The organism is Pseudomonas fluorescens (assembly GCF_018614655.1).
GTDB lineage: Bacteria > Pseudomonadota > Gammaproteobacteria > Pseudomonadales > Pseudomonadaceae > Aquipseudomonas > Aquipseudomonas fluorescens_BX.
In genome coordinates this window covers 160434-174527 of sequence record NZ_JAGGOG010000014.1, presented here as the reverse complement: position 1 = coordinate 174527, position 14094 = coordinate 160434, and the positions used below count along the sequence as shown (strand labels likewise).

Annotated in this window: 12 protein-coding genes; 5 read left to right on the top strand and 7 right to left on the bottom strand. The window is 59.3% G+C overall.

Annotated features, from left to right (window positions below; genetic code table 11):
• The first annotated feature begins 263 nt into the window (after nucleotides 1-263).
• Both fabV and J7E41_RS14730 read left to right on the top strand, forming a co-directional pair.
• The gene (gene fabV / locus J7E41_RS14735) at nucleotides 264-1457 is read left to right on the top strand and encodes an enoyl-ACP reductase FabV (RefSeq protein WP_214993904.1); all 1194 of its coding nucleotides are present in this window, start codon (nucleotides 264-266) and stop codon (nucleotides 1455-1457) included.
• A 321-nt stretch (nucleotides 1458-1778) separates the two neighbouring features.
• On the top strand, nucleotides 1779-2402 hold the full coding sequence (locus tag J7E41_RS14730) for an HAD family hydrolase (RefSeq protein WP_214993902.1): 624 nt from the start codon (nucleotides 1779-1781) through the stop codon (nucleotides 2400-2402).
• Here J7E41_RS14730 and J7E41_RS14725 read toward each other — a convergent pair.
• On the bottom strand, nucleotides 2399-3304 hold the full coding sequence (locus J7E41_RS14725) for a LysR family transcriptional regulator (protein WP_214993900.1): 906 nt from the start codon (nucleotides 3302-3304) through the stop codon (nucleotides 2399-2401). The two genes, J7E41_RS14730 and J7E41_RS14725, sit on opposite strands and share 4 nt — an antisense overlap.
• A gap of 102 nt (nucleotides 3305-3406) precedes the next feature.
• Between J7E41_RS14725 and J7E41_RS14720 the strand changes: the two genes are divergently transcribed.
• A complete protein-coding gene (locus J7E41_RS14720; protein ID WP_214993898.1) occupies nucleotides 3407-4576 on the top strand; it encodes an aspartate aminotransferase family protein in 1170 nt (389 codons plus the stop codon).
• Nucleotides 4577-4628: 52 nt separating this feature from the next.
• On the opposite strand, the gene punR is transcribed toward J7E41_RS14720, so the two are convergent.
• Nucleotides 4629-5543: a DNA-binding transcriptional activator PunR gene (punR, locus tag J7E41_RS14715; RefSeq protein ID WP_214993897.1), complete on the bottom strand. Its 915-nt coding sequence runs from the start codon at nucleotides 5541-5543 to the stop codon at nucleotides 4629-4631.
• Between the two features lie 121 nt (nucleotides 5544-5664).
• On the opposite strand from punR, the gene punC reads away from it, so the two are divergent.
• Entirely contained in the window at nucleotides 5665-6849 is a 1185-nt protein-coding gene (punC, locus tag J7E41_RS14710) for a purine nucleoside transporter PunC (RefSeq protein WP_214993896.1), read from the top strand.
• Nucleotides 6850-6907: 58 nt separating this feature from the next.
• Here the strand turns inward: punC and J7E41_RS14705 are convergent, their stop codons facing one another.
• Nucleotides 6908-7741 carry a nucleoside-binding protein gene (locus J7E41_RS14705; protein WP_214993895.1) on the bottom strand — a complete coding sequence of 278 codons (834 nt, stop codon included), beginning with the start codon at nucleotides 7739-7741 and terminating at the stop codon, nucleotides 6908-6910.
• A gap of 161 nt (nucleotides 7742-7902) precedes the next feature.
• On the opposite strand from J7E41_RS14705, the gene J7E41_RS14700 reads away from it, so the two are divergent.
• Nucleotides 7903-9414 (top strand): nucleobase:cation symporter-2 family protein, encoded by a 1512-nt coding sequence (locus J7E41_RS14700; RefSeq protein ID WP_214993894.1) that lies wholly within the window; start codon nucleotides 7903-7905, stop codon nucleotides 9412-9414.
• Between the two features lie 68 nt (nucleotides 9415-9482).
• Here the strand turns inward: J7E41_RS14700 and J7E41_RS14695 are convergent, their stop codons facing one another.
• The 4 genes from J7E41_RS14695 to J7E41_RS14680 all read right to left on the bottom strand — a co-directional run bounded on the left by J7E41_RS14695 (nucleotide 9483) and on the right by J7E41_RS14680 (nucleotide 13910).
• On the bottom strand, nucleotides 9483-10226 hold the full coding sequence (locus tag J7E41_RS14695; protein ID WP_214993893.1) for an alpha/beta fold hydrolase: 744 nt from the start codon (nucleotides 10224-10226) through the stop codon (nucleotides 9483-9485).
• 138 nt (nucleotides 10227-10364) lie between these two features.
• Nucleotides 10365-11639: an MFS transporter gene (locus J7E41_RS14690; protein WP_214993890.1), complete on the bottom strand. Its 1275-nt coding sequence runs from the start codon at nucleotides 11637-11639 to the stop codon at nucleotides 10365-10367.
• A 189-nt stretch (nucleotides 11640-11828) separates the two neighbouring features.
• Nucleotides 11829-12983: an acyl-CoA dehydrogenase family protein gene (locus J7E41_RS14685; protein ID WP_214993888.1), complete on the bottom strand. Its 1155-nt coding sequence runs from the start codon at nucleotides 12981-12983 to the stop codon at nucleotides 11829-11831.
• 69 nt (nucleotides 12984-13052) lie between these two features.
• Complete coding sequence (locus tag J7E41_RS14680) at nucleotides 13053-13910, bottom strand: IclR family transcriptional regulator (RefSeq protein ID WP_214993885.1); 858 nt, start codon at nucleotides 13908-13910, stop codon at nucleotides 13053-13055.
• Nucleotides 13911-14094 lie beyond the last annotated feature (184 nt).

Genomic DNA, 14094 nt, shown 5'->3' with positions numbered 1-14094 from the left:
GAAACAATTCGTACATCATAAGACGTTATTTCACTGATGGCCTTTTAAAATATTGCGAAATTGTGAAGACCTTGCACAGTTCTTTACGTCTGGCGCTTTATTTCGTGGGTTACAGGGCTTTCGGGGCCTGGCGGATTGGATTTTGTGAACAGAAGAATTGCGACTATCGTGACGCATCGGTTTTCCGGACGTCTATGAACCGTACGATTGACGCTGTAATGGCCACCATTGGCCTTCGGCACCTTGGAAGAGGCAGAAATTTTATGATCATCAAACCGCGAGTTCGTGGGTTTATCTGTGTAACGGCCCATCCTGTTGGCTGTGAAGCGAACGTCAAGCAGCAGATTGACTACGTGACTAAGCACGGTGCCATCGAAGGCGGCCCGAAAAAGGTGCTGGTACTCGGCGCCTCCACCGGTTACGGCCTGGCCGCGCGGATCAGTGCCGCGTTTGGCTGTGGTGCCGATACCCTGGGCGTGTTTTTTGAGAAAGAAGGCGAAGAAGGCAAGCTCAGCTCTGCCGGCTGGTACAACAGCGCCGCGTTCGAGAAGTTTGCCGTCGAAAAGGGCCTGTACGCCAAGAGCATCAATGGCGATGCCTTCTCTGACGAGATCAAGCGCCTGACCATCGAAACCATCAAGAAAGACCTGGGCAAGATCGACCTGGTGGTCTACAGCCTGGCTGCGCCACGCCGTACCGACCCGCAAGGCGTGGTGCACAACTCCACCCTGAAACCGATCGGCAAGGCCGTGACCCTGCGTGGTATCAACACCGACAAGGGCGTCGTGGTCGACACCACCCTGGAACCTGCGACCCAGGAAGAAATCGACGGCACCGTTAAGGTCATGGGTGGCGAAGACTGGCAGCTGTGGATCGACGCCCTGCGTGAAGCCGACGTGTTGGCCGAAGGCGCCAAGACCACCGCGTTCACCTACCTGGGTGAAAAGCTGACCCAGGACATCTACTGGAACGGCTCCATTGGAGAGGCCAAGAAGGACCTGGACAAGAAAGTCCTGACCCTGCGCGAGAACCTGGCGGCACTCAAGGGCGACGCCCGTGTGTCGGTACTCAAGGCCGTGGTGACCCAGGCCAGCTCGGCGATTCCGATCATGCCGCTGTACCTGTCGCTGTTGTTCAGGGTGATGAAAGAGCAGGGCACCCACGAAGGCTGCATCGAGCAGGTCTACGGTCTGTTCAAGGACAGCCTGTACGGCAGCGAGCCAAAGCTCGACGCCGACGGCCGCCTGCGTGCCGACCTCAAGGAACTGGAACCGAAAGTCCAGGACGCCGTGGCAGCACTGTGGAATCAGGTTAGCGACGAGAACGTCAACGAGATCAGCGACTTTGCCGGTTACAAGTCTGAGTTCCTGCGTCTGTTCGGTTTTGAAATCGAAGGCGTGGACTACGACGCTGACGTCAACCCGACCGTGAAGATTGAAGGCCTGGTTCAGGCGTAAGCGATCCGGGTGATGAAGAAGCGGCCTGCAGGGGTAATGCCAGTCAGTTAAGGGTGAACACTGTACCTGTGGCGAGGGAGCTTGCTCCCGTTGGGTCGCGAAGCGGCCCCAAAAATGGGACTGCTGCGCAGTCCAACGGGAGCAAGCTCCCTCGCCACAGGTTACTTTTTACCCCCTTCTACTTCTTAACCGATCGGCATTAGCCTCCAGGGGCCGCTTTTTTATGGGCGCAAAGAAAGCGCAGCGCCCGCGTTTTGCCCTTTAGCCGATCGACATGGCAGACTGCGACCGTTATCACACTCACACTAACGGAGGATCTTCATGACGATTCGTGCAGTAGTTTTTGATTTTGGCGGAGTCTTGTTTGACTGGAGCCCGCACCACCTGTATCGCCAACTGATTGCCGATGACTGCGAGCGTCAATGGTTCCTGGACAATGTCTGTACCCAGGCCTGGAACACTGAGCAGGACGCCGGGCGCACCCTGGCCGAAGCGACCCGCACGCTGATTGACGAACATCCGCAACATGAACCCCTGATCCAGGCGTACTACGACCGCTGGCACGAGATGCTGCGCGGCACGCTGCCCGAAGGCGTGGCGATATTGGAAGCCCTGCATGAGGCGAAAATGCCGCTGTACGGGTTAACCAACTGGTCAGCTGAAACCTTCCCCTATGCTCGTAAGCACTATCCCTTCTTGCAGTACTTTCGCGACATCGTGGTGTCCGGCGAAGTGAAACAGATCAAACCCGACGCCGCGATCTACCACACCAGCCTTGGCCAGGTCCGCGCGCACTTGCCGGACATCCAGCCCGCTGAGGTGGTGTTTATCGATGACGTGGCCGGGAATGTCGAGGCCGCCATCGACCTGGGTTGGCAGGGGATTCACCATGTGTCAGGCGAACAGACGGGTGAACGTTTGCGTGCATTGGGCGTGACCTTCTAGCGCGCCCATTGCTCCATCGCGAAGTCGACGAAGGCTCGCAGCTTGGGCAGGCGATAGCGGTCCTGGGCATACAGCAGGTGCATTGGCCGATAGGGAGACTGGTAGCCCGGCAACAATGCCACCAGTTTTCCCGCCCGCAAGTCCGTATCGACCAACGCGTCCGGCAGCATGACGATGCCCATGCCTTCTACTGCTGCACGATGCAAGGCCTGGGAACTGTTGACGGTCATCGGGCCGGATACGGCGATTTCGACTTCTCCTTCGGGCCCTCGCAGGCGCCATTGTTTGTCGGCATGGCGCCAGTCGTCGGTGGGGGGGTAGGCGAACGCCAGGCAGTCATGTTGTTGAAGGTCTGTCGGCGTTTGCGGTGTACCCCGGCGCGCCAGGTAATCCGGCGAGGCGCACAGGGTCATGGTGTAGTTTTGCAAAGGCCGGGCGATCAGGCGCGAAGGCTGCAATTCACCGAGGCGAATTGCCACGTCGAAACCACTGTCGATCAGGTCCATCGACTGATTGCTCAACACCACATACAGCTGGATCTGCGGATGACGCCGGGAAAATTCGCTCAGCGCCGGTGCCAGGCGCTCGGCACCGAATGCGGGTGGGGCGGTGATCCGCAGCAGGCCCTTGGGGACTTCGCCGTGGACCTGCTCGGCCAATTGTTCGGAACCGGCTACCAGCCCCAGTACTTCCAGACAGCGCTGGTAATAAATACCGCCGAACTCCGTCAGGCTTTGTTTACGGGTGGTGCGCTTGAGCAGGCTGACGCCCAGCCGTTGTTCCAGGGCGCGCAGGTGATTGCCGACCATGGTGGTGGACATCCCGCAGGACTGCGCCGCCGCCGTCATGCTGCCGGCTTCCACCACTTTTACGTACACGGTCATCGCCTGGAACAAATCCATTATCAAGCCCTGATTTAAAGTCATTGCAGTTTTGTGCAGTTTATCCAGCTCAGGTGGCTAACGATACTGCAGGCTCACGAAGATATTCCGGAGCCTTACGCCATGACTGCCGCCTGCCTGATGACCACTTATCAACCCTCACCCTTGAGCTTCGTGCGTGGCTTGGGCACGCGGCTGTGGGACCAGCAGGGGCGCGAGTACCTCGATGCCGTGGCCGGTGTGGCGGTGACGAATGTCGGGCATTCCCACCCGCGCCTAGTGACGGCAATCAGCGAGCAGGCGGGATTGCTGCTGCACACTTCCAACCTCTACAGCATCGACTGGCAGCAACGATTGGCGCAGCGGCTGGCTCAGTTGTCGGGCCTGGACCAAGTGTTTTTCAACAACTCCGGCGCCGAAGCCAATGAGACGGCGCTGAAACTGGCGCGGCTGCATGGCTGGAAAAAGGGCATCGAAGAACCGCTGGTGGTGGTGATGGAAAACGCCTTTCACGGCCGCACCCTGGGCACGATGTCTGCCAGTGATGGGCCGTCGGTACGGCTGGGTTTCCAGCGGTTGCCGGGGGACTTTATCAAGATCGGCTTTGGTGACCTGAAGGCACTGGAGGCGGTGACCCAGGCGTTCGGCGCGCGCATTGTGGCGGTACTGCTGGAGCCGATTCAGGGTGAAAGCGGCGTGCAGCCCGCACCGCCGGGTTACCTGAAGACCTTGCGCGAGCATTGCAGCCGGCAAGGCTGGCTGTTGATGCTCGATGAAATCCAGACCGGGATTGGTCGTACCGGCCGCTGGTTTGCCTTCCAGCATGAAGGGATCGTGCCGGACGTCATGACCCTGGCCAAAGGACTGGGCAACGGTATCCCGATTGGCGCGTGCCTGGCACGGGCTGCCGTGGCCCAGCTGTTTACCCCGGGCAGCCACGGCAGCACCTTTGGTGGCAATCCGTTGGCTTGCCGGGTGGGCTGCACGGTGCTGGATATTATTGAGGAGCAAGGGTTGCTGGAGAATGCGGCGCAACAGGGTGAGCGCTTGCTGGCGCGTTTGCGGGTGGAGTTGAGCGAGCATCCCCAAGTCCTGGCGATAAGGGGACAGGGCTTGATGATCGGCATCGAGTTGGCTGCACCTCAACGAGATTTGGCGCAACGTGCGGCGCAGGAGCACGGGCTGCTGATCAACGTCACGCGGGGCAAGATCATTCGTTTGCTGCCGCCGCTGACGATTGATGCCAAAGAGGTAGAGATGATCGTTCGGGCTCTTTCCCGGTTATTGGATTAACCCCCAATCAAATGTGGGAGCGGCCCACTCCCACAGGGTTATGCGTTCACCTTTAGAGAGTCGTGCCATTGAGCCATTCCTGATTCATTGTCTCGGTGTTCCCCAGGTAGTCCAGCAACCACGTCATGGCCGGGGACAGTTTGTTCTGCGCCCAGGCCACGCACGACGGGCTGGCGGGGAAGGGCCGGGACAGTTGCAGGGCGACCAGTTCGCCGCGTTCGATCCACGGCAACACCAAGTGCGCCGGCGCCATGCCGACGCACAGGCCGTCCCGCAGGCAATCGATGGCCGACGCCCAATGCGGCACGACCAGACGGCGCTGGTTGTCCAGGGTCCAGGTGTCACGTTTGGGCAGGTTGCGCGAGGTGTCAGTCATGCACAGGGATGCGAAGGGCCGCAGTTGATCGTCGTTGAGCAAACCTTGCTGCGCGGCCAGCGGATGACGGGCGCTGACCACGCACAGCCAGTTCAGCAGCCCCATGTCGCGGAAGGTGAATTGGCTGGCCACCGGCACGGCACTGGTGGCGCCGATCACGATGTCGGTGCGTTCGTCCGCCAAGGCGTCCCACACGCCGTTGTACACCTCGTACTCCAGCAGTAATTCCACTTCCGGAAACTGGCGATAGAAATCCAGTACCAGTTGCCGACAGCGTTGTTGTTTGACGATGGAGTCCACTGCCACCTTCAACTGACCGCTCCAGCCGTTGGCCACCTGTTGGCACAAGCGACGGGTGCCGAGCATTTTTTTCATCACGGCCCGGGTTTCTTCGACAAATAGCTTACCGGCCGGCGTCAGCTCCACGTCCCTATGGCGGCGAACAAACAACGGCACCGCCAGCCATTCCTCGATCTGCCGTACCGTGTAACTGATGGCCGATGGCACGCGGTGCAACTCCTGGGCAGCGGCGCTGAAGCTGCCGTGACGGGCTACGGCGTCGACTACATCCAGGGAGTATTCAGACCACATATTGGCTGCCTTCAAAAATATTGATGAGAGTATCCAATTATTATCGCTTCACAGGGGAACTGTCAGCTTCATACTAGGCGTCAGTCAGCAAATAGTTTGATGGCAGATTCAGTAGGCTTCAATGAAAAATTCTTTTGGTTTCACCTGGTACCTGGCGGGGCTGAGCATGCTCGGTTATCTGGCCATGGACATGTACTTGCCGGCGTTTGGCGCCATGGGTCAGCAGTTGCAGATTTCGGCGGGTGCCGTGGGCATCAGCTTGAGTATTTTCCTCGCCGGCTTTGCCGTGGGGCAGTTGTTGTGGGGGCCGCTGTCCGATCGCCTGGGTCGCAAACCCGTCCTGCTCACCGGCCTGAGCCTGTTTGTGCTCGGTTGCCTGGGGATGTTCTGGGTCGAAACCGCGCCACAGCTGTGGGCGCTGCGGTTTATCCAGGCGATTGGCGTGTGTTCCGCTGCCGTCAGTTGGCAAGCGCTGGTGATCGACCGTTACCCGGCGGACAAGGCCCATCGGGTGTTTGCCAGCATCATGCCGCTGATGTCCCTGTCACCGGCGCTGGCGCCGTTGTTGGGTGCGGTGGTGTTGAATCACTGGGGTTGGCAGGCGATCTTCGCGGTGTTGTTGGGGGTGTCGCTGTTATTGCTGTTACCGACGTTGTTTCTTAAATCTGTGCCGAAACGCCTGACAGCCAATGGCGAACAATCCCGTCTCGGCTATGGGCAGTTGCTCAAGTCGCGGGCGTTCACCGGCAACGTGATGATCTTTGCCGCATGCTCGGCCAGTTTCTTCGCCTGGTTGACCGCTTCGCCCTTCATCCTCGGCGATATGGGTTACAGTCCCAATGACATTGGTCTGAGTTACGTACTGCCGACCCTGGCCTTTCTGGTGGGCGGCTACAGTTGCCGCAGTGCCTTGCAGCGTTTCCAGGGCCAGATCCTGTTGCCGTGGTTGCTGGTGGCGTACTGCATCAGCATGGTGGTGTTGTACCTCGTCGCCACCTTGACCGTGCCGACCCTCACTACCTTGCTGATCCCGTTCTGCCTGATGGCGCTGGTCAATGGTGCCAGCTACCCGATCGTGGTGGCGAATGCGCTGATGCCTTTTGCGGAAAACTCCGGCAAAGCCGCTGCGTTGCAAAATACCCTGCAATTGGGTTTGTGCTTTCTCAGCAGCCTTTTGGTGTCGTCGATGATCGAGCAGCCGCTGCTGATTACCGTGATCGTGATGCTGGCGACCGCGCCGTTGGCAGTATTGGGTTACTGGCTGGCGCGGCCGAAGGCTGACCGGTCGGCGTTGGCTCGCGTTTGAAGTGACAATGTGCTCCCACCTTTGATTCGGTTCCTGCATCAGGTTGTGGTGGGACACCCTAAAACGTCACTTCCATGTTCACCGTCGGCGTCGAAGTGCGGCTGCCGCGCCCGCCGTCGACGCCGAACTTGTTGTGCCAATACTCATAGCCCACCCCCAGATAGAGGTTGGGCTTGACGCTTTTGCCCGGTCGCACGGCCACCATCAGCGCCGTACGCATCAGGGTTTCCGCAGCGGTGTCGCGGCCATGGAAGTCCTCGCCCTTTTCCCCCACATGGTTAATGAACCCCTGGAACTTCGCCCCATGGTTGCCGATCTCGAAAGGGCGCATCCAGGTCAGGTTGAGCATGTAGGTATCGTCGAAGGTGTGGTTCGGATCCTGCGCGCCCGGGATACCGGAATGATTCTTTTCCTTGTAGTACATCAGGCTCAGGTCCAGCACGCCGACTGTGTTGAATTTCAAGGTCGGGCCAATCACCAGCGCACGCTTCCTGGCTGACGCCAGGTTGTTGTTACGGTTGGCATCAAAGCCCAGGGTCAGGGCGTAATCCTTGATCATCCCGGTGCCCAGAGGCACCTCAAACACCCGTGAGGCATACAACTGATGACGGTAGACGGCATACACCTCGCTGCCGCCGTGATCGGTACCCTTGCGCGGGTCGCGGCTGTCGGACAGGAATACGTCGAGGTTCAGGTAATTGCTGCCGTATTGGTAGCCACTGGCATGGGTGAAGCTGTAGATGCGTTTGCTGAAGTCATCCGGGTTATTAGGGTTGGTGAACTGTTGGCCGTAGCGAAATCCCACGCTGTTGTTCATCCATTCCAGCGCGACAACCTCGCCACCGCTGAGGAAGGTCAGCGCAACAGTTACGCCGTATAAGGCCTTTTTCATAGGGTTGAGATCCTTTGGCGTTTTGGCTCATGACGGCCAGGTGGTTGTTTTTGTAACGCCGATGGAGGGTATCTTGTTCGTATGATTGTATACAACTCTATGGACATCTAGTCTTCGTATTGCATACAGTGGCTGCACAACAAAAACAGAGACCCCTCACCATGACTATCCCGAAGGCGTCACCGCAACGGCCAGAAGACGAAAATCTCGGCGTCGCAGCCAATATGGCTTACGGCCTGCAGCATGTGCTCACCATGTACGGCGGCATCGTTGCCGTACCGCTGATCATTGGCCAGGCGGCCGGGTTGTCGCCGGCGGACATTGGCCTGCTGATCGCCGCCTCGCTGTTCGCCGGTGGCTTGGCAACCCTGCTGCAAACCCTCGGCCTGCCGTTCTTCGGTTGCCAATTGCCGCTGGTGCAAGGGGTGTCTTTTTCGGGTGTGGCGACTATGGTGGCGATTGTTGGCAGCGAGGGGGAGGGCGGCATGCCTGCGATCCTCGGGGCGGTGATGGCCGCGTCCTTGATCGGCTTGCTGATCACGCCGGTATTCTCACGGATCACCAAGTACTTCCCGCCGATGGTGACCGGGATCGTCATCACCACCATCGGCCTGACCCTGATGCCCGTCGCGGCCCGCTGGGCCATGGGCGGCAACAGCCACGCTGCGGACTTTGGCAGCACGGCCAATATCGGCCTGGCAGCGCTGACCCTGGTGCTGGTGTTGTTGCTGAGCAAACTGGGCAGCGCGGCCATCTCGCGGCTGTCGATCCTGTTGGCCATGGTGATTGGCACGGTGATCGCGGTATTGCTCGGCATGGCCGACTTTTCCAGCGTGACCCAAGGGCCGATGTTCGGTTTCCCTACGCCGTTCCATTTCGGCATGCCGACCTTCCATGTGGCCGCGATCATTTCCATGTGCATCGTGATCATGGTGACGTTGGTGGAAACCTCAGCCGACATCCTGGCGGTGGGCGAGATCATCGACACCAAGGTTGACTCCAAGCGTCTGGGTAACGGTTTGCGCGCCGACATGCTGTCGAGCCTGTTTGCGCCGATCTTCGGTTCGTTCACCCAGAGTGCCTTCGCCCAGAACGTCGGCCTGGTGGCGGTGACCGGGGTCAAGAGCCGCTTTGTGGTGGCGACGGGCGGTGTGTTTCTGGTGGTTCTCGGCCTGTTGCCATTCATGGGGCGGGTGATTGCGGCGGTGCCTACGTCGGTGTTGGGCGGTGCCGGGATTGTGCTGTTTGGCACAGTGGCGGCCAGTGGGATTCGTACCTTGTCCAAGGTCGATTACCGCAACAACATGAACTTGATCATCGTCGCCACCTCCATCGGCTTCGGCATGATTCCCATCGCCGCGCCAAACTTCTATGACCAGTTCCCAAGCTGGTTCGCGACCATTTTCCATTCGGGGATTAGTTCGTCGGCGATCATGGCGATTTTGCTGAACCTGACGTTCAACCACTTCACGGCCGGCAACTCTGACCAGCAGTCGGTATTTGTCGCAGGCACTGAACGCAGCCTGTGCTTCCAGGACGTGGCGGCGCTGCGCGATGGGGATTACTTCAGTGGCGGCAAGTTGTTTGATGCCGAAGGTAAGGAGATTCCATTGCTGGCCGAGGTGTCGACGAAGGCCTCGGTGGCAGGGCGGGCTGAAACCAGCCACGTGTAATCAAAGGTAGGCAAAAGAACGCCACCTTCGGCAGCACGTGCAAGTCGGCTGCGGGAGGCGGCGTTCTTTTAATTCAGTCTGCAGGTCTCATCCAGAAACTTCACCACTGTGCCCATGCACGCCTGGCGCTCCTCGATGTGCGGCATGTGCGTCGAGTCTGCAAACAGCGCCCAGCGAACATCGGGGATCTCCTCCAGGAACGGCTTGACCACCAGGGAGGTTGCCGGGTCATGGCGTCCGGAAATCACCAGGGTCGGCACCTCTATTTTCGACAGTCGGCCGGCGACATTCCATTCGTTCAAACGGATGGTTTGCTCCTGCTTGAGCAGGGTTTTCTGCACGCCGGGTGGCAACAGTGTGCGCAGGTGCTGGTTTTCGCTGATCCAGGTGCGCATGCAGCTTGGGGAATTGGCGACAATCAGTGCGCGCAGGCCAGCGGGATGCAACAGCGCGTGTTCGCAGCCGAGCGCGCTGCCGCGGGCTTGTCCAAGAAGGGCGTAGTGGTTGCTGATTTGCAGGTGGTCCAACAGGTTGTCCAGTTCTTCGAGGAACAGGCTGATGGTCCAGAATGCAGGATCTTTATCCGGCAGGAGCGTTGAGTGCCCGTTGTCCAGTTGGTCGTAGTGAATGACGGCATGGCCGCTGGCGGCCACGTCCTTGAATGCGTCGAGGTAGTCATGGCTACCGCCCGGGCCGCCGTGGAGGATGACCAGCGGTGCCAGGCCGCTGTCGAGGTTGCCGGTCACCCGGTACCACGTGCGGTAGCCACCAAAGAAGGCAACGCCTTCGCGGGTTGTTTCGATTAACTCCATTTCGTGCCCTGCCATAAAAATGATCAGGTACACGATAGTCGCCCCGGAAAAATTGCGTAACTAGCAAAACAGCTAGGTTTTGTCCTTTGATTCACAGTGTGGGAGCGCGTCCGATCCCACACGTTTATCAGAGATAACTCACTGTTTCTGCGGATCAAATTGCTTGTCGCGGATAAACAGCGCCGGGATGACTCCACAGATAAAGTACGCTGCGCCCATGACCATAAAACCCACGCCGATCGAACCATGGGACGCCAGGAAACCAATGGCTGCCGGTGCAACGGCCGCGCCAATCCGGCCGATGTTGTAGGCACCGCCCACCGCCGATCCGCGAAATTTCGCCTCGAAGCTTTCGGTCATGTAGGTCGCGTTGACGCCGTAGGGAATGCCGTACAGGAAGCCGAACACAATCAGCAGCCAGAGGATGTTTTCCGGGCTCTGGAACAGCACGATCACCGGCAGGAAGATGGCCGTACCCAAGGCGCCGACCGCAAACACGCTGCGCCGTCCCAGGCGGTCCGCCGCGAGGCCAGCAAGGATCTTGCCGAAAATCATCGCCGCGTACGTGCCGACCATATAGCTGGTCATCGACTTGAAGTTCATCCCCAACTCGCTTTCCAGGTAGGACGGCATCCAGTTATTGACCCCGTAGTAACCGAATTGCAGGAAACCTGCGGTCAGCGCCCACAGGATAAACATGCGGCTGGCTTTCGGGTCGCTGAAAATCAGCTTGAACATGCCATCGGGTTTTTTCGTAGAGACTCGCTTGATGCCTTCGGCCTTTTCCCGGGCACGTTCGGCCTGGGCCTTGATCCAGGCTTGTGGCTCCGGCACCAGGCGTTGCATCAGCACCGCGAGAATCACCGGGATGATCGCCACGTAAAACAGCCAGCGCCAGCCGTGGTCGGGCAGGATCCAGCCGGCCAGCAAAGTGGCGACGATGTAACCCACCGACCAGCCCGCCTGCAAGGTGCCGAGCACCGTTGTGCGGTAGCGGGTCGGCACGTATTCGGCCATCAGGGTGTTGCAAGCGACATACAGCGCGCCCAATCCCAGCGAGGCGAAAAACCGGGTGCTCGCGAACTGCCAATAGCTGTGGGTCATGCCCAGGATTGCGGTGCCGACGGAGAACAGCACGATGCTCCAGACCACGGTTTTCACCCGACCGAATCGGTCACAGGCCCAGCCGCCGTAGATCCCGCCAATCGCCATCCCGGCGAGGGTGAAACTGCCCAGGCTGCCGGCCTCGACACTGGTCAGGCCGAACTCGGTCTTCAGGCTACCGAGGCTATAGGACAGCAGCATCAAGTCCGCGCCGTCGATCAGCAGACCGAGGAAGCAGAAGATGAAGACGATGATCCACAGCTTGTTTTTTGCGGGTGACAACGCACCCGCCTGAGTGGCGACTTCCATAGCGATACCTTGTTGTAGTTGTTAGGGCACTGGGTATGGGTGTTGCGGTAAAGCGGCTGATGTGGGAGCGGGCTTGCTCGCGATAGCATCACCTCGGTGCAACTGACAGGCCGAGGTGCCTGCATCGTGGGCAAGCCCGGCTCCCACATTTGATCGACTTTCACATTGGGTTTGCGGTGTGCTTGATAGTTAGCGCTGCGCCTCGCGAATCATGTTGCGGGCGATCACCAGTTGCTGGATCTGCGTGGTGCCCTCGTACAGCCGGAACAACCGCACGTCGCGATAAAAACGCTCAATGGCGTATTCGCTGACATACCCGGCGCCGCCATGAATCTGCACGCAGCGGTCCGCTACCCGGCCGCACATTTCGGTGGCGAACATCTTCGAGCAAGAGGCTTCGGTGCCAATGTTCTGGCCATCGTCACGCTTGCGTGCGGCGTCCAGCACCATGCAGCGGGCCGCATAGATTTCGGCCTTGCTGTCGGCGAGCATGGCCTGGATCAATTGGAACTCGGCAATCGGCTGGCCAAACTGTTTGCGCTCGATGGCGTAGTTCAAGGCATCGTTGAGCATGCGTTCGGCGGCACCGACGCTGACCGCTGCAATGTGCAGGCGGCCCTTGTCGAGGACTTTCATCGCGGTCTTGAAACCCACACCTTCGACGCCACCGATCAACTGATCAGCTGGCACACGCACATTGTCGAAAATCACGTCACAGGTGTGGGCGCCTTTCTGGCCCATCTTGTGGTCGCGCTTGCCCAGGGACAGCCCCGGCGTGTTGCGCTCGACGATAAACGCACTGATGCCACCCGAGCCCTTGATGTCCGGGTTGGTGCGGGCCATGACTGTATAGATGCCCGCGTGCGGCGCGTTGGTGATAAAGCGTTTGGTGCCATTGATGACGTAGTGGTCGCCGTCGCGTATCGCCGAGGTTTTCAGCGAAGCGGCGTCGGAGCCCGAATCCGGTTCGGTCAGGCAGAACGAGCTGAGCAGCTCGCCGCTGGCCAGTTTGGGCAGGTAGTGTTGCTTCTGCGCTTCGGTGCCATCGAGCAGGATGCCGATGGAGCCGATGCCATTGTTGGTGCCGAAATAGGAGCGGAACGCCGGAGAGGTGCGGCCCAGTTCGAAGGCGACATTGACCTCTTCTTCCATGGTCAGCCCAAGGCCGCCGTAGGCTTCGGGGAGGGTCAGGCCGAACAGGCCCAACTCGCGGAACTGGTTGACGATATCTGCCGGGACGTCATCGGTCTCGGCCAGTTCGTTTTCCCGTGGGATCAGCGCTTCGTTGACGAACTGCTGGAGGGTTTCCAGCAGAAGGTGAAGCGTTTCCGGATCTCGGATCATGTGCATTCCTCGGCGGCCCGTTCGGCGGGCCTGTTGTATTTAAACTGCCGAGGCCGTGCACCGATTTGTCTAGCGGGCGGCGGCCTCGATGTTGTTCACCATGTGCTTGAGGCGTGGTCCGATGTCGTCTTCGAGTTTCTCCCGGGAGAGGTGAAAACTCGGTCCGCCACAGTTGAACGTCAACAGCCCATGTTGTGCATGAAACAGCGGTACGGCGATGGCGTTGACATCGCGATGCCACTCACCGATCGACATGCAATAGCCGAAGTCGGTGTAGTCCCGGAAGGCGCGTTCCAGCCCCTTGCGGATTCCCGGCCAGTCCTCTAGATGGCGCTGGCGGATATGGTCGAGCATGAATTCCCGCTCGTTTTCCGGCATTGCTGCCAGGCAGGCGCGGCCTGCTGAACTCAAGTGCAACGGCAAGCGCGTGCCTACCTGGCGGCGCATGGTCATGTTGGCCTCGCCCTGGATCACGTCCAGGTAGACCATGTCCAGGCGGTCCCGGGTGGCCATTGCCACGGCGGCCTGGGCGTACTTGGCCATCGTCTCCATCAGCGGATGGGCCACGGCCCGCACCGACAGGTTGGAAAGCATTGCGTAACCGAACGCCATCACCCCCACATCCAACTGATACCGGCCCGACTGTGGCAAGTGCTTGAGATACCCCAGGCGGGTCAGGGTGTGCGTCATCCGGGTGATAGTCGGTTTTGGCAACCCGGTCTTGCGCGCCAGTTCCTGGTTACCCAACACGCTTTCGCTCGGCGTGAAGCAGCGCAGCAATTCCAGGCCTCGGGCCAAGGCGGTGACGAACTGGCGGTCCTTGTCTTCCTCCTCATCGGTGTTCATCGGATCGATCAGCAGATGCTCGAAGGCGGTGTTGCCTGCGGGTGCTTCTGGGGTGTTCGGGTCCATGTTTCGACGGCGCATGTTAGTCCCCATTTTTTTATAAAATCAACAAAACAAAATTGTATTCCGCACAGCGAAACTAAGCAACTTGTGGCGTTGTAAGTTTTGTCCTTAATAAAACGCTTATAAACAAAGGCTTAATCGCTATTTTACGTGAGTGTTGGGTTTTTACGTTTACACCCGGCAGACCGATACTTATGCTAAT